This window comes from Pseudoalteromonas sp. NZS71, from assembly GCF_015864715.1.
In the GTDB taxonomy this organism is placed as follows: Bacteria; Pseudomonadota; Gammaproteobacteria; order Enterobacterales; family Alteromonadaceae; genus Pseudoalteromonas; species Pseudoalteromonas arctica.
This window is the reverse complement of sequence record NZ_JADYWS010000008.1, coordinates 23,184-44,739: the sequence shown is the minus strand read 5'-3', so window position 1 is coordinate 44,739 and position 21,556 is coordinate 23,184. Positions and strand designations below refer to the sequence as shown.

Below are 21,556 nucleotides of genomic sequence, written 5' to 3'. Positions count from 1 at the left end.
TGTGCTAACTACTATTCGTTTTTAATTAAGTAATTTGAATTGAGCGACCAAAAGTTGTTTTCGAGCTTTTGTAGAGGTCGTTTTTTAGAGCCTGGCGATGCTTTATGTAATATCAAATTAATAAGATCAGAACTTACTGCAGGATCACTATGAAAGTAATCATGACCAATTAAGCTGCCAGATTTAGGTACTTTAATTAGGCTTACGTTACCTACAGAAGTGAATATGTCTTGCTCGTTTATGTTTACATCTTTGGTGTTTAGCCGACCAAAGCTCAAGCTGTTTGTTAGCCACTGTGAAATACCCAATGCGCTATCTTCTTGAGAGGTGTAAATGGTAATTTGTCCAAATGCAGGCCCAAATTGCTCTGCCATTAGTCTTTGTTTAATAATACCAAAATCGAGATCAGGGGCTGCTAAAATTAAGTTTTCGATACGCAGGTCTTCGCGGGGATTTCCGCCACTGGCTCTGTTCTCAATTATAAGCTCTCTAAGTGTTGTGGTTACTACATCGGTGCCACGGCTATGCGCAATAATATGAATGTTTTCTATTTCAGGATTTTTGAAAAGCAGTCGCAAAGTTTCTTTTAAATGAAAAATAGTAAATTGACCAGACTCTTTATCTTCAAAATAGCCGGTTAATCCTGTGGCAGCAGCAGGCCAAGAGTAAACAATAGGTACGCCTTGTCGGTTTAAAAAATGCCAAATACCGGCAAGGGTAAATACTGATTCGTTAAAGGTATTATTAAAGCCATGCACAAACAAAATAACGTCTTTATTATTACTGTTTTTTAAACGCTGATTAATGTTTTTGTTTAACTGGGTTTCGTGAAAAATCTTTCGTTCTAAAATACCTTCGTCAATTTGGAGTTTGTTTTTTACGCGTCTAAATTTATAAGGCGATAAAGGAAAGCGACCTAATTCATCGGCTTTTTCCATTACGTAAGTCAAATTTGCGGAGCGATTTTTAAGACTACTTTGCTTTAATAACTCACTCCACTGCAAAGATTTATCGCCAAAATTTACTTTTGCTACACCGTACGCAATTGATGGCGAGCGACTTGCGTTATACATAACCCCCTCTTTTTCAGAAACTGCTCGGTCTGTAACATAGAGTAATTCCATACTTGTAGTATGTAGGTTTTTAGGTACTTGGGCTTCTGAATAAGGCGTACTTACATATAAATTGGGTGTAGGCATTAAAGCTGGGTTTGAAGTACAAGCAGATAGCAAAATAATGAGCAAAGGGGCGAAAATATAGGATTTACCGTGAGGGTGAAAAAGCATGCTTATTCCTTATTTTCGGTTTGTAAATTATTTTAAAGAGGTTAAGTATAAAATTAGCATATAAAAAGTAACATATTTATTACCTTTTACACATCACATACTAATTTTATAATTTATTGTTGCGTTAACGAGGATTCAAAATAAAAATACCCGAGCTTATAAGTAGAGAAAGCTGCGGGCATTGTTTTTTGGGAGGCTTATAAAGCTAAATCTTAATCGCCTCAGTAGGCGTTGTTGATAATCCACTAAAATACTTCATTACTAATTGGCCTTGGCTGTTTTTTTCTATTACTAAGTAATTGTTTGAATTAGGGTAGTAAAAGCTATTTTTAGACATGGTAATAAGTTTTGTTTTATCGCCACCAGTGCGCTTTGAATACAAAACGTCATTTTCAAAAATTAGGCTGCGTAAGGTGTTTTCATCAATACGGTAATCACCCAATACGGGCGCTAATTGCTGCTCTGTTACCTCTGCTTTTTTAAACTCGGGTAGTGCAATACCTAGTGCTCTGGCTGTGAATTTTTCGTTGATAAAAATAGGGTTTATGTGGTTTGAATTAGCCAGTACTGCAACATATAGCTTTTGCTCTGGAATATAGCGTGCATGTGCTAAAAAGCCATTTATTCCGCCAGTGTGTTTAATTACGGTGTATTCATTCAAGGGCTTAATAATTAATCCGTAACCATAGGATGAAAAGCTGCCGTCGTTGAGTTTAAAAGGGCTGACCATCTTCTCATAACCTGCTTTACTAATAAGCTTGCCAGACGATAACGCACTAAACCAAATGTTTAAGTCGGTTGGAGTAGATATAAGCGCACCTGCGGCATATGGCCAATCCATATTAATGTAGCTGGTGTTGATAAATCCTTGCTCTGTTTGCTCATAGCCAGATGCGCGATGGGTAACAAGTTCTTGCCCTTCATAACTACTCTGGTTCATTTTTAGCTTTTTAAATATGTGTTGTTCAATAAAGTCTTTGTAAGACTGGCCACTTGCTACTTCAATTATTTTACCAAGCAGTGAATAACCGGTATTTGAATAAGCCATCGCTTCGCCGGGTTTAAACACCATTGGGTGTTTGGCAAATCGCGCTAGTGCATCGTCAACGCTGGTGGGGACTTGTATTTCTTTATCAAAGAGATCGTCGTCATCTGTGTAGTTGGCGATGCCTGAGGTGTGGGTTAATAAGTTTTCGATTGTGACGAGGTTGCCCTCTGTTGGAAAGCTTGCAACATACTTATGAATATCATCGGTAACCGCTAGCTTACCTTGCTCTTGCAACATCATAATTGCAGCTGCAGTAAATTGTTTTGAAATAGAACCTAAACGCAAAACGCTTTGCTCATTAAGTGCAATGTTATGCTCAAGGTTGGCAAGCCCGCGCGTTCCTTTAAAAAGTACTTTGCCATTTTTACTTATAATTACCGATACCCCAGGCTCGTTTTCAGTAAGGTTATCGTTAAGAATTTCCTGATATTGCGAGGCTGTCGGATTTGCTTTTACAAGGCAGGGTGTTAATAGCGAGAGGGCTAACAAACAGCTAGCGTAAAATGGCTTAATCATATTCATCCTTTTTAGTTTTTATACCAAACCTGTAGATAGGCTTAGCGATCCCTGTGCTTCATTTAAGCGGTTATTTACTTTAATTTATAAGTATTATTTTTAGTTTATAGCCAGTTAATATTGCACAGCTAAAAAGTAAACTCAACGCTTCGCTTTAGTTACCCATATACATTCAAACTTTTTGTTAAATCAATAAACGCGCATAACCTTGGTGGCATATGCCGCTTAGTTAAATAGTTTAAGTAATTAGGCACTCCTCCCATTTTATATATATTAAGTAGCTACGATGATTTCAGCCGCTTGGATAAAAACAAGGTTGTTACATCAGCTACTTTAATTAGTGACAGTTTATCTGCATGGCTCCATGAAATTTTTGAGCCAACACTTTCACAACAAATAACACCTAGTGGCTTGTTATCAATAAAGTAGATGTAATCAAGCAAGGAGTAAATGTTTGATGGTTCAAAATAAACTTTGGTGAAGTTTTTAGTGATTTCGTGGTTTCTCGCATCTGATGCGTCTAATACTTTATGATCTAAAATATAGTCAAAGTATGCAGGAAAGTCTTCAGCTTTTAAAACTGCATTACTTACTATTTCATTTTTTTCATCAAGGCAAATTAAGCTATTAATGGCAGTATAGTCGTGATTAAACAACCAGAGACTGACTCTGTCGGCATTTGGAATTAACTTTTTTAGCTCATTGCATATCTGTTTTAGCTTACGTTCACTCGTAATGTTTGGGTTACTAACTTTAACGGCTAAATTTTTGAGATTTGAGTTTTTTGGATTATAGACATTGAGCAAGCTATTTAAATGCTCTTTATTAAATGGCTTCGTTAAATAGCCATCCATACCAATATCTAAATAGTGTTCAATATCTTGTTTCATGGTGTTGGCTGTCATGGCAATAATTGGCGTTGTTTTACCTGTTTGTTGCGCTCTAATTATTTTAGTGGCTTGCACTCCATCCATCACTGGCATTTGAATGTCCATAAAAATCAAATCAACATGGTTGGCAAAAAAGTAATCAACGCATTCTTTGCCATTTTCGGTAAATATTACTTTCGCATTATGGGCTTGTAGCATTTTACTTACGACAACTTGATTTACTTTATTGTCTTCGGCAACCAAAATAGTACACCCTTGTAAATCGGTTATTTCTTTATTTGGTTTTAATAATTCATCGAGTTCTGATGTTTCAAAGCTTTGTTGGTAAGTAAATACAGAACCTTTATCTTCTTTACTCGTGAAGTTGATTTTGCCATTCATTAAATCACTTAGCTTGGTGCAAATGGAGAGGCCAAGGCCCGTGCCCCCGTACTTTCTAGATGTAGATGAATCAGCCTGATGAAACTCTTTAAATAAATTTTGCTGTGCAGCTTTACTAATACCAATACCTGTATCGATTATTTCAAATACAATATTTTGCGTGTTTAAGGAGTTCTCTTTTACAGTGATTTTAAACTCTACCTGGCCTTGTTGTGTAAATTTAATCGCATTTGAGCATAAGTTATTTAAAATTTGTGAAATTCTGACAGGATCGCCTTTTAAGGTTGTAGCGATATTTTTATCTATAGATGGAATAAATTTTATTCCTTTATCTGTGGCTTGTTTCATTAGTGGATTAATTACATTGTTAATGACTTCGCTCAGGTTAAAGTTAATATTCTCAATATTTAATTTACCCGCTTCAATTTTTGAAAAGTCTAAAATGTCATTTACAATATTTGAGAGTATATTCGCGGAGCTTAAAATACTTTTTAAGGCGTTATCTTTTTCTATATTTGAAGTCTCTGCCAGTCCAAACTCAGCTAAATTTAAAATGCCGTGCAGCGGAGTTCTTAGCTCGTGCGACATATTTGCTAAAAATCGACCTTTTAGAGTGTTAGCTGTATCAGCTTCTTTTTTTAGTTCTTCAAGATTTTTATTATGTATTTGTTGTTGTTTTAATGCAGTGGCCAGCTTTCTGTTGTTTAACCTGAGCTCAAGTTGTGCGATAACTTCTTTGCCAAGTATTTTCAGTGCGTTAATTTGTGTTTGAGTTAGCTTTTTTGGCTGGTCGCTGATAACACATAATGTACCAATTGTGCTGCCACTAGGTGTAACTAGCGGTGTGCCCGCATAAAACCGAATGTTTGGATCGCTGGTTACTAGAGGGTTATCATAAAAACGTTCATCAAGTAGAGCGTTTTGTATTTCAAATACTTGGTCTTGCAGTATTGTATGAGAGCAAAATGCGATATCTCTTTCGGTGGAGTCTACATCGATACCATACTTTGATTTAAACCACTGCCTTTGTGGATCAACTAAGCTTATAAGTGATATGGGGGCTTCACAAATATCAGAAGCAAGTTGAGTTAAATCATCAAATACTTTTTCGGCTTCAGTATCTAATATTTCATACTCATACAGGGCTTTTAATCTAGATTCTTCGTCTACTGGTATTTGTGCTTTTATCATAGTATTGCTCAATATTTATATAGATTCACTATAAGAGTAATTTAGTGATAATGACAACTTTAACATGTAAATCAGGCTAATAAATAGATTCTGTATTTTGTTACTCTCTTATTATTTTTTTGAAGTGTTTTTTATAAAACCAGCGAAAGTAAAAAGGATCTTTCCATACTGAACACTCTCAGTAATTAACATCGGAATTAATAGGGATTAAACCAGTCTATAGTTTTACATCATCTGTAAATTTTGAAACTCAGCAGCTCTGCTGGTGGGCAAATTCTGCAACCTTGTGAATCATAAATTTCTAAAAGCATGTGATGGCTCGAAAAGGCTGATATTTTCCTTGGCATAAGTGATATTCACTAATGAAGCATCACGAAATGCTTACAATTAAATCACGTTTTAACTGTATATTTTACTTAGTTAAAACTTAATTTGAACACCCGCTCAAGTTGTGCTTTAATCATGTCTCAATTATTGAGGAACTTTACATGATTAAATTTTATTTTCACCATACTCCTAACCCAATGAAGGTTGCACTCTTTTTAGAAGAAACAGGCTTACCGTTTGAACTTGTTCCTCTTGATACTTTAAAAGGTGAGCAACATACACCTGAATTTAAAGCAATTAATCCAAACGCTAAGGCGCCAGCAATTGTTGATGGTGAAACTCGTGTGTTCGATTCGAATGCTATTTTAATGTACCTTTCTGAAAAATATGGAAAGCTAGAAGGCAAGGGCGATGACCGCGCTGAAATGCTGTCATGGTTAATGTTTATCGCATCTGGTTTAGGTCCGTATTCAGGGCAAAGTGTACACTTTAGACACATGGCGCCAGAAGGGCTTGATTACGCGGTTAATCGCTATTTACGTGAAGCGCAGCGCCATTACGAAGTACTTGATACTCACCTTGAAGGTCGTGACTTTATTGTGGGTGATACGTATACCATTGCTGATGTATCTGCATGGGGCTGGATTGATAAAGCACCGGTTGTATTAGGTGAAGAGGGCTTAGCACCGTATCCAAATCTTAAGCGTTGGTTTGAAAGCATTGATAGCCGCCCAGCGGTTGCACGTGCACGCGTAATTGGTACTGATGTAGCCTTTAAAAAAGAGTTTGATGAAGACGCTAAAAAAGCGTTTTTCCCTTCAAATTACCCTAAAGTATAAAAAGTACTTAATTCTAAACAGCAGATCAGCTAGCTGATCTGCTGTTTAGTATTTCATGGCTGTGTTAGCACCTCTTTATTTTCATCTGCCACGAATAAATTAACTTCCTCTGTGTGCTGGCTTACGCTATTTCTTTTTAGGGCGATGTATAGGTCTGAGTGAATATATATACCTTCTTTTCCCGACTTCATTCCTGCAATTTCAAACCACGAAAGTAGTTGGCGTTTTCTACCTGCAAGTTCAAGCCTTATATCGCGCTTTTTAAATATAACATCTAGATCGGCAAGCATTGCCATTACGCTTAAATCTAAGTGAGTAAAGCAGGGCACAGCGTCAATTATTACACAGTGGGTGTCGTCTTTTTGCCTTGCGTATTGCTCAAGTAATCTGCGTTTAAAGTAGCTGGCATTAAAGTAAGTTAAAGGTGAATTAAAGCGATAGATAAACACGCCTTGCACTGCTTTTGCTTTATCTGTGGCGTCTAAACTTCTTACTACACCGTTAACATCTACGCCGAGTATATTGTCAGTTGGGCGCATAACAGTGCGAATAAATTGAAATAACCCCAGTAATACAGCAAGTGTGATCCCTGGTATAACGCCAATAAATAACACCGCAAGTAAGGTGGCTGAGGCGAGATAAAATGCCTGTTTATCTTTTCGTTTTAATTGCCAAACCGCTTTTAAATCGAGTAAATGAACAGAGGCAATAATGAGTACAACACCTAGCGCTGCGCTTGGAATAAATTCAAGTGGCGCAGTTAAAAATACGGCTATGACCGCAATAATGGCCGCTGCTATTATTGATACTAACTGCGTTTTACCACCCGTTGCATCGTTAACAGCGGTGCGTGAGTCGGCGCCACTGACTGCAAAACCTTGCGAAAGAGCTGACGCTATATTGGCAATACCTAGCGCTCTAAATTCTTTATCGGCGTCTATGTCGTAGCCATTTTTAGCGGCAAAGCTGCGCGCAGTTAGCATCATACTAACAAAACTCACGATGGCTAAGTTAAGTGCGGGTACCACTAGCTCACGAATAATCCCTAAATCAAAAACAGGGGTATTAAAAACGGGAAGCCCGCCAGTTACGGTACCAATAGTTTTTATATCAAGTTGTTTTAAATCAAAAATCCATACCAAAAGCGCACCAAAAGCTATGGCGAACATAGACGCAGGCCACGTGGGTCTTATGCGCTTCATGGCAAAGTAAACCGCTAGTGTGAACAAGGCCATTAGTAAGGTGGGAACATGTGTTTGCGCTAAGTATGTGGGTACACCACCTAGGCGTTCAAGTAAGTAGCGCTCATCAAAGGTAAAACCGAATACTTTAGAAAATTGACCAACAATAATAGTGATGGCTACGCCGTTTAATAAGCCCATTAAAATAGGTTTAGATAAAAAGTCGGCTAATACACCTAACTTAAATTTACTGGCTATAAAGCACCAAAAGCCGGTCATAGCGGTCATGGTGACAACAAGTTGCCAATGCTTAAAGCTGTCACCTGCAGCAAGAGGTGTTACTACTGCTGCAATAACGGCGCAGGTTGCGGCATCAGGGCCGACTATTAATTGTTTAGAAGTGCCAAAAAGAGCATATAGCATCATTGGCAGTATGCAAGAATATAACCCTACGGCGGCGTTAACACCGGTTAGTTGTGCGTAAGCAATAGCAACAGGTAAAGCTACGGCAGCTACCGATAGCGCCGCTCTTACATCATCAGCAAACCATTGTCGCTCGTAGTGCAGCAATGTATCTAAACCCGGCATAAAATTATATAAACGCGACAGCACTTCAGTATCCTTGCTAATAGTTACAACGTTTTGATAGTAAATTTAATATTCAAATAAGTATAGCTAGGAGGGCGGTTATTTTAATAAATTGCAGGTGATAATTAATCAAGGTATTAAATTTATAATTTGGTAGAAAATTGAATTATAAAAGTTAATTCACCTGAGGTGTCTTTTAGTCAGCCTATGTGCATAGTATTAATGTACTGATATTGAACACCTCAGGAAATCACTAAATCTAGTTTTTAAATTTTTTAAGATTATTTAGCACCACATGCTGGATATAACTCAAGTACTTCTGTTACTACTTGTCCAAATAAAGCTTGTTCTTGCTGTGTTAAGTCTATAGCAGGAATAAATGGCATTGTGTCTGTTAATTCCGAGGTAATGATTTGATAAAAGGTCATCGCTGTAAGGACATTGCCAGCATAGGATGCGTGATTACCGTCGGCACTATGAAGGTTTATACTAGGCATTATTTCTAATACTCGATTCCATACAAAGCCAACAGGCGCTATGCAGCTAGGTTGTTTTTTACTGATTGATAAATGGAGGTCGTAAACCTGCTTTGCTTCTGCGGGATCTCCTTTTTGAGGATGCTCTGGAAATAAAATTGGTGTAATTTTATGCTCTTTTGCGTTCGAGATTAATCGCTCCGTTGCACTTGTAGGGTAGTCAGTCGAACCTGATTGTGAGTACTTTTGTCCTTGAAAAATAGCATGACTCCAGTTATCACTTTTTAATTTATCGACATTCGTATCTACTGCGACTATTTCATCTAAAAATCGGCCACTGACAGTCATCGTTTTAACTGAAGTATTAGGTAGTTGAGCTGTAATAATCGTGTTTAACAACCCCCCTAACTGTGAACTATGGCTATTACCATAGATAATTATTTTGTATTCATTTAAGGGGCTGTTATTAATGATTGCTGTTGTTTTTATTATTTCAGTATTTACAGCCACTTTTGTTTTACTTCCCCCAGATCCGCATGCTGTTAATAATAGTAATGATAATGTGATTGATATTGTTGTTATATATTTTAGAGACATTGTTAATCCTTTTTCGTACCAATTATGAGTACGGTTTTAGAATACTAGACACTTTATAACCAGGCTGCAAGGTTGCTTGGTTTTTGGTGGGATTTTTATGGTGCTTAGTTTGTGCGCTAAAGGTGAAGTGCAGGAGGTTGATATTGTTTACGCGGTATCTAAATTTTAGTTTGGAGTACTATTCAGTGATAATTTTATTGCTTTAAATAAATATTCAGTTATAAAAATTGTGCTGTGTTTTAACACAAGTGTCACTTTTTTATAGACGTAAAAAAGCCTGCATAAAAGCAGGCTTTAGTTTCTAGGGCGTGTTTGCCTTTGTGGATTGAAATTTGTTCAATCTAGGGGCGATTAAATCGCGGCGCGAGGTTTGTAACCTAGTGGGCTCGATAACTGCTCCTGCGTTATTCTAATGGCTTACATCCCTGTAAGAATAAGTAAAAACCGAGCAACAAAGAGTTAATCGTCCCTAGAAAGAACCCAAAGGGCAGCGCATGTTTGGTCTTTATGCTGCGTTATCGCCTATTTATGGGGAATAACCACACTACATAGGCTCTGCCTTGCCTAAAAAACAAACATACTGCTGCAAATTCAACCACCAAAGAACAACACGCCCTAGGGAAAATTAAAATTTAGCGCGAATACCAAAGCTGTAACGGCGATCCGCTTCAGTGTACTTCCAAGCACCACCTAGTTCAGATAGGTAGATTGAAGGCTCACCCGTTAAGTTGGTCGCATTACCTACTAGCGTAATGTTTTCGTTAATATCCCAGCTTGCAGAGAAATCTAACTGGCCTCTGTCGTCACGGTAGTTATTACCGTAAACAGTGCCTTCTGCTGAAATACTGCCGTCTGAGTTAATATTTTCTACGCGTTTTTCGTTTTCTGTATCTAAGAAACTGTCACGGTAGTTATAAGCGATACGAGTAGAGAACCCTTCGTATTCCCAAAATACTTGTAAGTTGTACGTATTTTTAGAAATATCTAATAATGGGTTGCCGTTTGGTTGTTCGCTGTCTGCATACGTGTAGTTTGCATTAACACCTAAGCCAGAAAATGCACCCGGTAAGCTTGTGAAGAACTGTTGGTAACCAACTTCAAAACCTTGTACTGAGCCGTTTTCACCGTTTACATTTTTAACTGTATCAATACCCGTTAGTCCTGCGTCACGCAAGCCTGCAACATGGTTAAAGCCATCTATATCTACAGGGTAGTCAGTCGCATCTGAGTAAACTAGGTTGTCTTGAGATACACCTGCAACGTCAAGCTGACATACTTGGTTCCACTGAGTTACGTTTTGACCTGTTGAAGTGCTTGATGCTGCTACACAGCTACTTTCGTTACTTAAGAAAGACTCAACATCTTTATAAAATACTGCGAAAGATAGTACGTTACCTTCATCAAAGTAATGCTCTACAGATAAGTCGTATTGCGTTGCACGGTATGGTTCTAAATCAATAGAGCCTTGCGTTGCACCTGTAATGTCATTATTAACGTCAAATGCAGGGCTTAGCTCACTAAAGTCAGCGCGGCGCATAACTTTTGCAGCAGCAAAGCGGAATAATGTTTCGTCTGAGTAGTTATACGTAACGTTTAAGCTTGGTAAAAAGTCGCTGTAGTCATTGTCGCCAGTTACTTTTTCGCCATTAAGAAATACGCTTGATTCTAAATCTGTAGTCACATAACGACCACCCACAATCGCAGTGATGTTATCAAAGTCTAAGTACGCTGATATGTACACAGCAGCTGTATCTTCAACTACGTTACGGTATGCGCTTTCTTGGAACTCTTGGTTATCTGAAAGACTCCCCGTTGACGCTAGGTTAGTACCTGCAAGTAACTGCTGAAGTTGAGCGTAAGTATTTGCAGGGTTAGATAAACCGTTGTAGCTTAAAAACGTTAGTAGGTCATTTTGTCCTGAATGACCTAATTGGTCAAAAGAGTTGTCGTGGCTAACTGTTGTGAAGCTATTTGAAAAAGCAGCGTTGTAGTCATCAACCCATAAAGTAGCTAATGAACCATCTGAGTCGTTAAATGCATTTTTGTAAATGTCTTTAATTTCTACTTTGTATTGCTCATATTCGTAATCGCGGTTAGTAACACGTACACCTGCTTTTACTTTAGATACCCAGCTTAAGCTGCTGAGAGGTTCAAACATTTCAACGTCAAAACGAATAGCTGTTTCGTCATTGTCTGTTCTTCTATCTTCACTTTTGAACGTACGTAGTGCTAAGTTTTGTGGGTCAGTAAATGCATTTGGATCTGAATGAATGATGCTTGGTAATTTATTACCGTCTTGAGAAAATGCACCATCATATAAATGATTTGTTAGCTGAGTTCCGCCACTTGCTTCAAATGTTGATTTTTCGATTGGGCGAAGTGTAAATTCAGAATCAGGTCTTACGCTTTCTGATGATGCTACTGCAATTTCACCAGAGATTTTTATACTGTCAGTAAGGTTCCACTCTGCACCAAGTGCATTTGAAAACGAGTCAGTTTCACGAAAGTCACTGTATGTTTTAGGGATACCAAATTCGTTTGTTAGCGTGTAATTATTTACGCCGTTAGCATCTTGAGTTGTATTTGCATCTGTTGATAACGAACCCGCAACACCTAATATAGAGTTACCACTTTGCTCACCAGAGCGTTTAGTGCCACTTAAATCTAGATACACCATGCCATTACCAGATTGCGGTGCCCATTGAAGTGATAAATTTACAGCAGTACGTTTACGTTGTTCTACATATTGTTCAACACTGTGCTCGTCTCGTACGATAGCGTTGCCACTTGGTGTATTACCTTCTTGGCCATTAATATCAATGTCTTGAGGTTTAACACGGCTAGACGTTTCATCTTGACGAATTTCACGATCTTGATACGAAAACATAGCAATGGCACCAAAGGTACCCATTTCGTCAAAGTCCCAGTTGTTACCAAGTGAACCGCTAAAAATAGGTGCTACTTTTTCTGTTTTATCTGCGTATTCACCATCTAATGAAACTGCGCCAGTTAGTTTATCTAACTCTAATGGGCGAACTGTTTTTAAGCTAACTGTTCCGCCTAATGCACCTTCAATCATATCGGCAGTAGGAGACTTAACTACTTCTACTGTTTTTAAGAAGCTTGATGGGTAATCTTGTAAGCTAATACCGTCACGAGAGTCGCCAATAGTAGAGCGACCGTTTAATTCAACACGGTTTTGAGGTAAGCCACGAATCGAAACACTGTCACCCACACCAAAATCGGTATTAATAGATACACCAGTAATACGTTGCAGTGCTTCTGCAATATTATTATCAGGTAACTTACCAATGTCTTCAGCAACAATCGCATCTACAATACGTCCGTCAGTACGCTTAAGCATAGCGGCGGCTTTCATACTACCTAGCATGCCTTTTACTTCAATAACTTCAATATCTGCAGCTGCCGTTTCTGAAGCTGCCGGAGCCTCTTGCGCTGCAATAGTAGAAGAAGCCATTAATAAAAGGGCTGCTGCACTGATTGTTGTAGAGCTACTTCTTTTATGTTTATTAATTAATGTTGAAGTAATTTGATTGAGTTTCATGTATCTCTCCCGTTTGGGTACGACTTACGTCATTGTGTGTGTTGTTACTTGGTTTGGTTAACCAATTTAACTGCTATTTCCCTGTAGTGTGTCATACAGGTGGTGTGGTTGAAATTAGTCCAATTCAGCTTTTATTACAACCTTTGCTTACCAAAAATTCACAAAGTGTATTACAAAGTGCTCTTTTGTTTTGCTTATATTTAATAAATTTAATGGCTTATGATGTATTTTTATTTTTTATATTTTGAATGAATTTTATTGAAGTATGTTTACCAAAGGCGTTTTTTTATATTATTTGTACTATTAAATACGTTTTTTAGTACTGTTTTTAAATTTTATGCCGCACTTTTATACGTATTTAGTTTGTTTTTTAAGTGATGTTAAAATAATAAGATGTTCATAAAAGGTTGGGTATGGCTTATAAATTTGCGAAATAGTGAGGAGTATAAAATCATTCAATTTTATTTTGGTTATCTGTTTTGGTAATACCAATTTTCTATTGTTTTTATATGGGTTTTGTATTAGAGCTTACTGATACATATTTATATATGATTATAAATAGAGTGATTTTTACGCAAAAAAAAGCCCAGCATATTAATGCTGGGCTTTCTTAGATTAAATATATTAGCTTTTTAACTCGCCTGTAGATGATTCTAAATGGGCTCTAATAAACCACTGAAATTGCTCTAGGTCAGCTAGTTGGCTGGTGATCATATCTTCAGACACCGGATCTAATTCAGAAAGGGTCTCAATTGCTTTGCGGTGATCGCCATTAACGCCGTTGTATACTTTATCAAGTGCGGCTAAATGCTCGGTTACTAACCCTTTACCTACTGAGTATTCGTTCCATGTACGACGATCTACGATTGATTTAGGCGTACCAACGGGCACTCCACCAAGAGTCGCAATTCGCTCTGCAATTGTATCTGTCATTTCGCGCACAATGTCTACTTGTGGGTCTATCATTTCGTGTACGCCAATAAAGTTAGGTCCCACTACGTTCCAGTGAATATGCTTTAAAGTAAGCTGTAAATCTATCAATGCAACCATGCGGTTATCTAGCGTAGCTATTGTTTTTTGAGCTGATTCGTCACTCATACCTGGCGCGGTAAATTTAGTCGTTTTGTTTGATTCGTTATTGTTACTCATAATTTCTCCTACATTAAGTAATGTGTTGCTCATATAATATGTTGCGTTATGAGCATGACTTAAACTTAATGAAGCAACTGTTATGCCGTAAGTTGATCTTTTTTAAAAGTGATTTAAAAACATGAGGTTATGTTTTTATTTAAGATTTTAGAGGCTGGAGGGGTGATTGAATTTTTGAAAAGCCTGCATACATTTGTAAAATCTGCAGACTTTAATTTAATAACGCTTAAGTGTATTTAAACTTTGGCTATATATTCGTGCGCTTTTAAAACATCGAGCGGCACTATTTCTAATGATTTTTTATTTGTAGCTTCAAGTACCACTGGTGGCGCAACGTTTGCTGAAATAGCATGAAGCCATCTTACTGCACACAAGCACCATTTATCACCGGCTTTTAAACCTTCAAAATCGTAAAGAGGAATTGGGCTTATTAAGTCGTTACCTTGTGATTTTGAAAATTGTAAAAACTCGTCAGTCATAATTGCACACACACTGTGATTGCCAAGATCTGATTCTGGTACATAACAAAATCCTTCACGTGTGTAGCCACCATTACCGCAACATAGTTTTAAACGTGTGCCAAGTACATTAAATTGATTCGCCATGAAATACCTTAGTTTGTGGTGTTTAATAAATTTACTCTATCAGGAGTAACTCGCTTGAGATAGCTATAAAACTTAAAAGATGGAAGGGGGTCTACACAAACTTAAGCCCGCAGCAAAATTGCGGGCTTAGTATTATTTATTTAATACGCAGTGCCATACAATCGCTATGGCCGTTTATGATCATGCTTTTATCAACACGTACGCCACCACCAGAGTATTTTCCGGCGGCTGTAAAACTACATATTTGTACAAAGTAGTCATCTACTTTAGGCAGTGCAAATAGTTGTTGGTATATTTGGTCTTGCTCGGCAAAGTGCCCCATTGTTTTTTCTATAACTTGCTGCTGTTCATCAACAAGTTGAATATTAGCACCACAACGTCCTACTATTGGTTTAACTACATAACCGGTTTGTAATAACTCGTCGTTAAGCTCAAACGCGGTATTAAGTAAATATTTATGATTAGGGAATAAACTCCACAGTATTGGTAAAATAGCCTTGTTACTTGGGATCAATGTCCACAGCGGTTCAAATACCATCACGTTTTTACGCAGCAGTACATCGACTAAGCGTGGCGTTTCACCAATTTTGAATTGTGGTTCAAAGTTATCACCTAATGATTGGTCGGCTTCACATTCTTCACGAATTTGATCAAGTGCGGTTTCCCACGACCACGTTTTCCACACGTAACTCAGTTGTGCGCCATCTGCATCTACTATGTTGCCTGATTCATTCCAGCGAAGTGTGCTTAAGCCAATTACTAACTTACACTCAAAGCCCGCGGCTTCAATGGCTTCTTTCATAAATAATGCGTGATAATGCTCTTCTGGTTCATCATCTTGCAGAATATGAACAAGACCTTTTACTTCACTTTTACGCCATGCTTTTACGAGATCTTTAAATAAATTTTGGCCTGCATCTACACCTGTTTTAACACCAAAGTGTTTTGCCCATTTACCTTGAACTTTGCCGCTCTCCATATAACACGATGCCGAATCGCAATTGTATTCGTAAACTTTTAAACCTGCTGCTGTTAAAGCAAAGTCAAACCGACTGGTAATTAATTGGTTTAAGCGGTTATCCCACGATTGGCGAATTTTATTAATCACAACATCGGGTAAATTAAACTTTTTTAATAACTCAGGGTGCTGCAGTACATAGTCGGTTGCATGCATAAATAAGCCATGCAGCTCATTTGTTGCATGCTCAATGCTTTGCTGCGCCGTTTGAGATATCGCAAAGTAATTATGTTGATCCTCAGCTACTGATGTAAGTTTATGGCCTTGCATCATTTCTACGTAGGCAGCTTCATCGTCATTCGCAATATTTAACCATGACTTGTTTGCTTGGCCTGTATCTACTGCTTTATGGGCTTCTATAATAAATAAATCAGTGTTTAGCTCAGACGTTGGCTCAGCATATTCTGTTTCATCAGTTTGTGTCATCCAGCCTAAAATAGTGGCGTCGCTGTAAGAGCACTCAATCCAATAGTCGCCATCTTTAGTTACTTTTGCTTTTAGCTCACGACACCAGCTTTGATCTTTTGGCCATATTTGATGCCCTACATTTTGCTCAGCAAGACGTATTTTATCTTTATGCACTTCAACAACGACAGCAACATGGCCTGTTTCTTCAAACTCGCCGCCTTCTTCCCATATAAGTAAGCTACCTACTTGAGGATGATGTTTTGCACCATTTTTAAACGCGTTTAGTGGCAATCTGTTTTGGCTATTTACATCGCGCACTGAACGCAGCTCAAAAATATCGTAAGCCATAGCAATATCATCAAAAATATAGCTATGGTTGAGATACATCCATCGACGTGCAAATTCAACGCATTGCCATTTATAGCCCATGTAAATGCCATCAAGGTAACTACGATAGGCGCTACGATTAGGATAAATGCTTTCGTCAGCCGTATCATAATCAGATGAATACACAGCAACATTACCAGGTGCATAACCTAATAAGGTACCAAAATCACTAGCAGGAGCAGAAGATTTCATAAACAAAGATGTTCAAAATAAAGGTGTGATAATTTGCTGACTATATGAGCGAAACTGCGTTATAGCAAGATATAAAATATGTTTTTACGAAGGGGGATAAGTAAAAAATCACTCATTCATTAAAGAGTGAACATACGGGAGAGTACTTTTACTAATAGTGTTAGGTTTGGTGCTTTTTTGACTTGTAACTGGTTGAAATTTATTAATATTTTTGAAGTGATTATTATTGTTTAAATCTCAACTAAAAAATGGAGAAGCTATAGGTAACTTCTCCACTTTTATTATTCATATTTAGTGATTTTTATAATGTTTAAAGCAGGTTAACGCGCTGCTAAATCATTTCAGCATCTATATGGCGTATTAGGTTTGATACCCAATTAACATATTGGCGGTGAATTTTTTTGCCGTTGTAGTTTAAGTTAATAGAGTCTTTATAGTTGATTGAGTATGCCGTTTTGTCATACGCAATATCGACAGTTAATTGGTGTGTGCGAATATCCAGTACACCTTTTATTTTACCTTCACTCATAGGCGTACACTTCCAACCAAGCTGAATACATGCCTTTAGAATACCTTTTTCTACGTCAGCTTCACTGTTGGTAATTGTTGATGTTTGCGGAATAGGGTTTTGTTCAAAGTCTCTTACTGCAACAGATGTTGAACAACCAGCAAGTACAGTAAGTGCTGCCGCTGTAAGTAAAATTGAGTACTTTTTCATAATAATCCTTTGTTTTAATTTCATCCAATTGTGTTGTCTCGCCAATATATGCGCGCTTAGGTGAGATTATCGGTAAATTTATAGATGAGTGCCAGCAATAATTAGAAAATTAAAAGAGTTAACTGAGATTTATCTCGGGTATTAGCTTTATTTATGAACTAGTTAAAGTTTAATTATTTAAGCTATAAACCAAGGGTTAAAGCAAAATTATGTGTTGAAAGATTTACGTGAGCGATGACATGTTTTGAGGGAACGCTCTTTCTTTATGTTTTAAATTACTCCTATAGCCGTACTTTAGTTAATTTTTTGTTAAACTATTGCGATTAGTATGGATTGAAGTCAGTTAAAAGTTTTTAAAACAGGAAAAACAATGGAAGACATAATAAACAACATTGATATTAATCAATATTTACCCGCTGCAATTACGTGGGCAACCAACATATTACTAGCGATTGCAATCTTACTTGCGGGCTTATGGCTGGCAGGCAAAGTACGCAATTTAATTATTGGCTTATGCCACAAATACACTCACCTTGATGACACGCTTTTTCGCTTTTTAGGCAGCATGGCTCGATACATCATATTAGCGTTCGTTATTATTGCTGTGTTAAATCGCTTTGGTGTACAAACAGCTTCTATTATTGCTTTACTCGGTGCCGCGGGACTTGCTATAGGCTTGGCGTTACAAGGTGCAATGTCGAACCTTGCAGCAGGCGTTATGTTGCTAATATTTAGACCTTATAAAGTGAATGACTTTATTGAGGCAGCAGGGCGTTTTGGTAAAGTAACAGAAGTAGATATGTTTACTACTATTTTACAAACGTTCGATAACCAACAGGTTATTATTCCAAATAGTCAAATTTGGGGCGCGCAAATTATAAACCATTCACATCATCCAATTCGTGGTGTGGATATGCATTTTGGTGTTGCTTACGGTGAAGATACAACGGCTGTACGTAAAGTTATTGATGCCGTACTTGAAGCGCATCCACATATATTAAAAGATCCCGCTCCTTTTGTTGAAGTAGAAACGCTTAACAACAGCTCAGTAGACTTTTTAGTAAGACCTTTTTGTAAGGGCGAGCATTACTTCGATATTCTTTACACTGTGCCAGAGTTAATTAAAAAAGCACTAGATGAAAACAACATCGAAATACCTTTCCCGCATCGTAAAGTTATTTTAGTTAACGAAAGCAAAGATTAACTAAATTTAAACCGATTTAAACTCAAGGGCACTTTTAAAGTACCCTTTTTTTGATCTTGAAAAACTTACAGGGCTCTGTAAGTTTTTCTATTTTTAATAACGCTTAAAACTCCTCTTTTAATCTGTACCCCGCGCTTTCATTGCTCTTATTGTTTGGTCTTTATTTTGCATTTAGCTCTGTTGCTTTTGCTGTTAAGCAAACTTTAAAAACTACCCCAATCACTTAAATTGTAATGAAGGATTAGACATGGCTGAATCATTTAAATACGCAGGTAAAAAAGGAAATGGCGGCGAGCTGCGCCAAAGTGCATCAGACGGCTACCCAACAATGACCACAGCGCAAGGTTGCCCTGTGAGCGACGATCAGAATTCGTTAAAAGTAGGCGAACGCGGTCCAGGTTTGATGGAAGATCAGGTGCTGCGCGAAAAGCTTTTCCATTTTGACCACGAGCGTATTCCTGAGCGAGTAGTGCATGCTCGTGGTTACGGGGCACATGGGTACTTTGAAACTTACGACACGCTTGAAGATTTAACCTGTGCAGATATTTTTCAGCGAAAAGGTGAAAAAACCCCAGTATTTACTCGTTTCTCTACAGTTGCAGGTAATAAAGGGTCTCCAGATTTAGCACGTGATGTACGTGGTTTTGCGGTAAAATTTTATACCCAAGAAGGAAACTGGGATTTAGTGGGAAACAATATACCGGTATTCTTTATTCAAGATGCGATGAAGTTTCCTGACTTAGTTCATTCAGCTAAAGCCGAGCCAGACCGTGGTTTCCCCCAAGCGCAAACAGCACATGATAACTTTTGGGACTTTGTGAGCTTGTCGCCTGAGTCAATGCACATGGTTATGTGGGCAATGTCTGATAGAGCTATTCCGCGCTCTTTACGCTTTATGGAAGGTTTTGGTGTTCATACATTTAAATTTATTAATGCCAAAGGTGATGAGAAATTTGTTAAATTTCATTGGAAACCAAAAGGCGGCATGCAATCTGTAGTATGGAACGAAGCACTTAAGCTAAACGGCGCGGACCCTGATTTTCATCGCAGAGACATGTGGGAATCTATTGGCAACGGCGACTACCCAGAGTGGGAGTTAGGGGTACAAGTATTTGATCAGCAATTTGCTGATGAGTTTGAATTTGATGTATTCGATGCCACTAAACTTATACCAGAGGAACAAGTACCAGTACAAATTGTTGGCCGCATGGTGCTTGACCGTGTTGTCGACAACTTTTTTGCAGAAACAGAGCAAGTTGCATTTTGTACACAAAACATTGTACCAGGACTCGATTTCACCCCAGATCCATTACTACAAGGGCGTAATTTTTCATACCTTGATACTCAAACAAAACGCCTTGGTGGACCTAACTTTACGCAAATTCCGGTAAATGCGCCTAAGTGCCCAATGAGGCATTTTCAGCAAGATGGGCACATGGCGATGCAAAATCCTAAAGGACGTGTTAACTACGAACCTAACTCATGGAGCGCAGGCGAAAATAATCCTCGTGAATGCCCTGTGCACGGGTTTAAAAGTTCATCAGAGCAAATGAGTGGGGATAAGCTACGTTATCGTTCAGACACATTCAGCGATCATTACAGTCAAGCTCGTCAGTTTTACTTAAGCCAAACAGAGGTAGAGCAAGCGCATATACAATCTGCGTACGTGTTTGAGCTTTCTAAAGTCGAGCATGTACCAATACGAGAGCGTTTGGTATCGCATTTATTAAATATTGACGAAACCCTCGCAAATAAAGTTGCCGAAGGACTTGGCTTGCAAGAAATGCCAGATCCAGCTGAAGCTGCTATGCCAACACGTAAAGACTTACCTGTATCTGATGCATTAAGTATTTTAAAAAATCCCCCGAATACATTTAAAGGCCGCAAATTAGGTATTTTAGTGAGTGATGGCTTTAATGCAGAAATTTTTGAATCGGTTACCAATACACTTAAAAGTGAAGGTGCAAACTTTGAAATTATTGCCCCACAAGTCGGCGGTGCTAAATGCAGTAAAGGTAAGCACTTTAAAGCTGATCAAGTTATTAATGGTGGTCCATCGGTTTTATACGATGCGGTACTTGTACTCACCACTGAAGAGGGAGCTGAAAAACTAGCAGCTATTGCAGAAGCTAAAGACTTTGTAAGTGATGCGTATGCACATATGAAATACATAGGTTTTACAAGTGAGGCTAAGCCATTATTTAAAGCAGCAGGGCTTGATGACAAAGCAGATGATGGTTGGATTGATTTAGCTACCGTATCGGGCGAGGCATTTATAGAGTCATTACGTAATTTACGTTTTTGGCAGCGCTAAGTATTTATTAGAGCTATTATTTAATTTGTATATTGTTTTAAGGTCAGTCAATCTGACCTTTATTTAAAAACTTTAGTGCTTATTACAGACAGCATTTAAATCAGTTTTAATAACATGGATTCAACAGCGAGGTGATCACTATGTCAGTTTCGGCAATACCAAAAGGGTTTCATTCAGTTACACCTTATTTAATTATGAATGACGCACAAAAAGCGATAGATTTTTATTGTGATGCATTTAGTGCTGAACACGTAATGCAAATGCCTTTACCTGATGGTGGAATAGCCCATGCAGAAATAATAATTGGTGATTCGCATATTATGCTTTCAGATATTGGTTCTGAAGAACATTTAAAAAGCCCAAAAGAACTCGGTGGTACAGCGCTAAGCCTTATGCTTTATGTTGAAGATGTTGATACCGTATTTAAAAAAGCAATTGAGCTTGGTGCAACAGAAATAAGACCCGTACATGACCAATTTTATGGTGATAGGACCGGCACGCTACAGGATCCATTTGGTCATATATGGATCATTGGTACACACAAAGAAGATGTTAGTGACGAAGAGTTAAATAACCGAATAGGAGATATAACAAATCAAGAGCAAGACGCATAACTAGCGTGCTTATTAGATTTTGTCCCTTCCTAAGATATGTTGATGGCTTTAATGGGAGGCCT

At 37.9% G+C, this 21,556-nt stretch carries 14 protein-coding genes; 4 read left to right on the top strand and 10 right to left on the bottom strand.

Translation table 11 applies throughout. From position 1 onward, the window contains the following. Window positions 1–11: 11 nt before the first annotated feature. The 3 genes from I6E85_RS06900 to I6E85_RS06890 form a co-directional block, all read right to left on the bottom strand. Window positions 12–1,286 carry an alpha/beta hydrolase gene (locus I6E85_RS06900; RefSeq protein WP_197236743.1) on the bottom strand — a complete coding sequence of 425 codons (1,275 nt, stop codon included), beginning with the start codon at window positions 1,284–1,286 and terminating at the stop codon, window positions 12–14. A 205-nt stretch (window positions 1,287–1,491) separates the two neighbouring features. Further along, window positions 1,492–2,850, bottom strand: a complete 1,359-nt coding sequence (locus I6E85_RS06895; RefSeq protein WP_197236742.1) for a serine hydrolase — start codon at window positions 2,848–2,850, stop codon at window positions 1,492–1,494. Between the two features lie 281 nt (window positions 2,851–3,131). Then, on the bottom strand, window positions 3,132–5,312 hold the full coding sequence (locus I6E85_RS06890; protein ID WP_197236741.1) for a response regulator: 2,181 nt from the start codon (window positions 5,310–5,312) through the stop codon (window positions 3,132–3,134). Between the two features lie 488 nt (window positions 5,313–5,800). Here I6E85_RS06890 and I6E85_RS06885 point away from each other — a divergent pair, with 488 nt between their 5' ends. Next, window positions 5,801–6,478 (top strand): glutathione S-transferase family protein, encoded by a 678-nt coding sequence (locus I6E85_RS06885; RefSeq protein ID WP_007581448.1) that lies wholly within the window; start codon window positions 5,801–5,803, stop codon window positions 6,476–6,478. Between the two features lie 53 nt (window positions 6,479–6,531). Here the strand turns inward: I6E85_RS06885 and I6E85_RS06880 are convergent, their stop codons facing one another. The 7 genes from I6E85_RS06880 to I6E85_RS06850 all read right to left on the bottom strand — a co-directional run bounded on the left by I6E85_RS06880 (window position 6,532) and on the right by I6E85_RS06850 (window position 17,362). After that, window positions 6,532–8,271, bottom strand: a complete 1,740-nt coding sequence (locus I6E85_RS06880; RefSeq protein ID WP_010553094.1) for a SulP family inorganic anion transporter — start codon at window positions 8,269–8,271, stop codon at window positions 6,532–6,534. Between the two features lie 257 nt (window positions 8,272–8,528). Then, window positions 8,529–9,320, bottom strand: coding sequence for a hypothetical protein (locus I6E85_RS06875; RefSeq protein WP_033026419.1), 792 nt, complete (start codon window positions 9,318–9,320; stop codon window positions 8,529–8,531). Between the two features lie 625 nt (window positions 9,321–9,945). After that, window positions 9,946–12,885: a TonB-dependent receptor gene (locus I6E85_RS06870; RefSeq protein ID WP_197236740.1), complete on the bottom strand. Its 2,940-nt coding sequence runs from the start codon at window positions 12,883–12,885 to the stop codon at window positions 9,946–9,948. Between the two features lie 624 nt (window positions 12,886–13,509). Next, a complete protein-coding gene (dps, locus tag I6E85_RS06865) occupies window positions 13,510–14,034 on the bottom strand; it encodes a DNA starvation/stationary phase protection protein Dps (RefSeq protein WP_010553097.1) in 525 nt (174 codons plus the stop codon). A gap of 236 nt (window positions 14,035–14,270) precedes the next feature. Next, window positions 14,271–14,639 (bottom strand): DUF2237 family protein, encoded by a 369-nt coding sequence (locus tag I6E85_RS06860; protein WP_197236739.1) that lies wholly within the window; start codon window positions 14,637–14,639, stop codon window positions 14,271–14,273. A 136-nt stretch (window positions 14,640–14,775) separates the two neighbouring features. Beyond that, window positions 14,776–16,644 carry a bifunctional glutathionylspermidine amidase/synthase gene (gss, locus tag I6E85_RS06855; protein ID WP_024608947.1) on the bottom strand — a complete coding sequence of 623 codons (1,869 nt, stop codon included), beginning with the start codon at window positions 16,642–16,644 and terminating at the stop codon, window positions 14,776–14,778. A 331-nt stretch (window positions 16,645–16,975) separates the two neighbouring features. After that, entirely contained in the window at window positions 16,976–17,362 is a 387-nt protein-coding gene (locus I6E85_RS06850) for a hypothetical protein (RefSeq protein ID WP_007581468.1), read from the bottom strand. A gap of 370 nt (window positions 17,363–17,732) precedes the next feature. On the opposite strand from I6E85_RS06850, the gene I6E85_RS06845 reads away from it, so the two are divergent. From I6E85_RS06845 to I6E85_RS06835, 3 genes are all read left to right on the top strand, one after another. After that, window positions 17,733–18,566, top strand: coding sequence for a mechanosensitive ion channel family protein (locus I6E85_RS06845; RefSeq protein ID WP_076923657.1), 834 nt, complete (start codon window positions 17,733–17,735; stop codon window positions 18,564–18,566). Window positions 18,567–18,813: 247 nt separating this feature from the next. After that, window positions 18,814–20,880: a catalase gene (locus I6E85_RS06840; RefSeq protein WP_101163909.1), complete on the top strand. Its 2,067-nt coding sequence runs from the start codon at window positions 18,814–18,816 to the stop codon at window positions 20,878–20,880. Window positions 20,881–21,020: 140 nt separating this feature from the next. Next, window positions 21,021–21,494 (top strand): VOC family protein, encoded by a 474-nt coding sequence (locus I6E85_RS06835; protein WP_101163910.1) that lies wholly within the window; start codon window positions 21,021–21,023, stop codon window positions 21,492–21,494. Window positions 21,495–21,556: the final 62 nt, after the last annotated feature.

Excerpts from the sequence above, each read along its gene's own strand:
- I6E85_RS06900 (WP_197236743.1), bottom strand. The coding sequence starts at position 1,286 with ATGCTTTTTCACCCTCACGGTAAATCCTATATTTTCGCCCCTTTGCTC.
- I6E85_RS06895 (WP_197236742.1), bottom strand. The coding sequence starts at position 2,850 with ATGATTAAGCCATTTTACGCTAGCTGTTTGTTAGCCCTCTCGCTATTA.
- I6E85_RS06890 (WP_197236741.1), bottom strand. The coding sequence starts at position 5,312 with ATGATAAAAGCACAAATACCAGTAGACGAAGAATCTAGATTAAAAGCC.
- I6E85_RS06885 (WP_007581448.1), top strand. The coding sequence starts at position 5,801 with ATGATTAAATTTTATTTTCACCATACTCCTAACCCAATGAAGGTTGCA.
- I6E85_RS06875 (WP_033026419.1), bottom strand. The coding sequence starts at position 9,320 with ATGTCTCTAAAATATATAACAACAATATCAATCACATTATCATTACTA.
- I6E85_RS06870 (WP_197236740.1), bottom strand. The coding sequence starts at position 12,885 with ATGAAACTCAATCAAATTACTTCAACATTAATTAATAAACATAAAAGA.
- dps (WP_010553097.1), bottom strand. The coding sequence starts at position 14,034 with ATGAGTAACAATAACGAATCAAACAAAACGACTAAATTTACCGCGCCA.
- I6E85_RS06860 (WP_197236739.1), bottom strand. The coding sequence starts at position 14,639 with ATGGCGAATCAATTTAATGTACTTGGCACACGTTTAAAACTATGTTGC.
- gss (WP_024608947.1), bottom strand. The coding sequence starts at position 16,644 with ATGAAATCTTCTGCTCCTGCTAGTGATTTTGGTACCTTATTAGGTTAT.
- I6E85_RS06850 (WP_007581468.1), bottom strand. The coding sequence starts at position 17,362 with ATGAAAAAGTACTCAATTTTACTTACAGCGGCAGCACTTACTGTACTT.
- I6E85_RS06845 (WP_076923657.1), top strand. The coding sequence starts at position 17,733 with ATGGAAGACATAATAAACAACATTGATATTAATCAATATTTACCCGCT.
- I6E85_RS06840 (WP_101163909.1), top strand. The coding sequence starts at position 18,814 with ATGGCTGAATCATTTAAATACGCAGGTAAAAAAGGAAATGGCGGCGAG.
- I6E85_RS06835 (WP_101163910.1), top strand. The coding sequence starts at position 21,021 with ATGTCAGTTTCGGCAATACCAAAAGGGTTTCATTCAGTTACACCTTAT.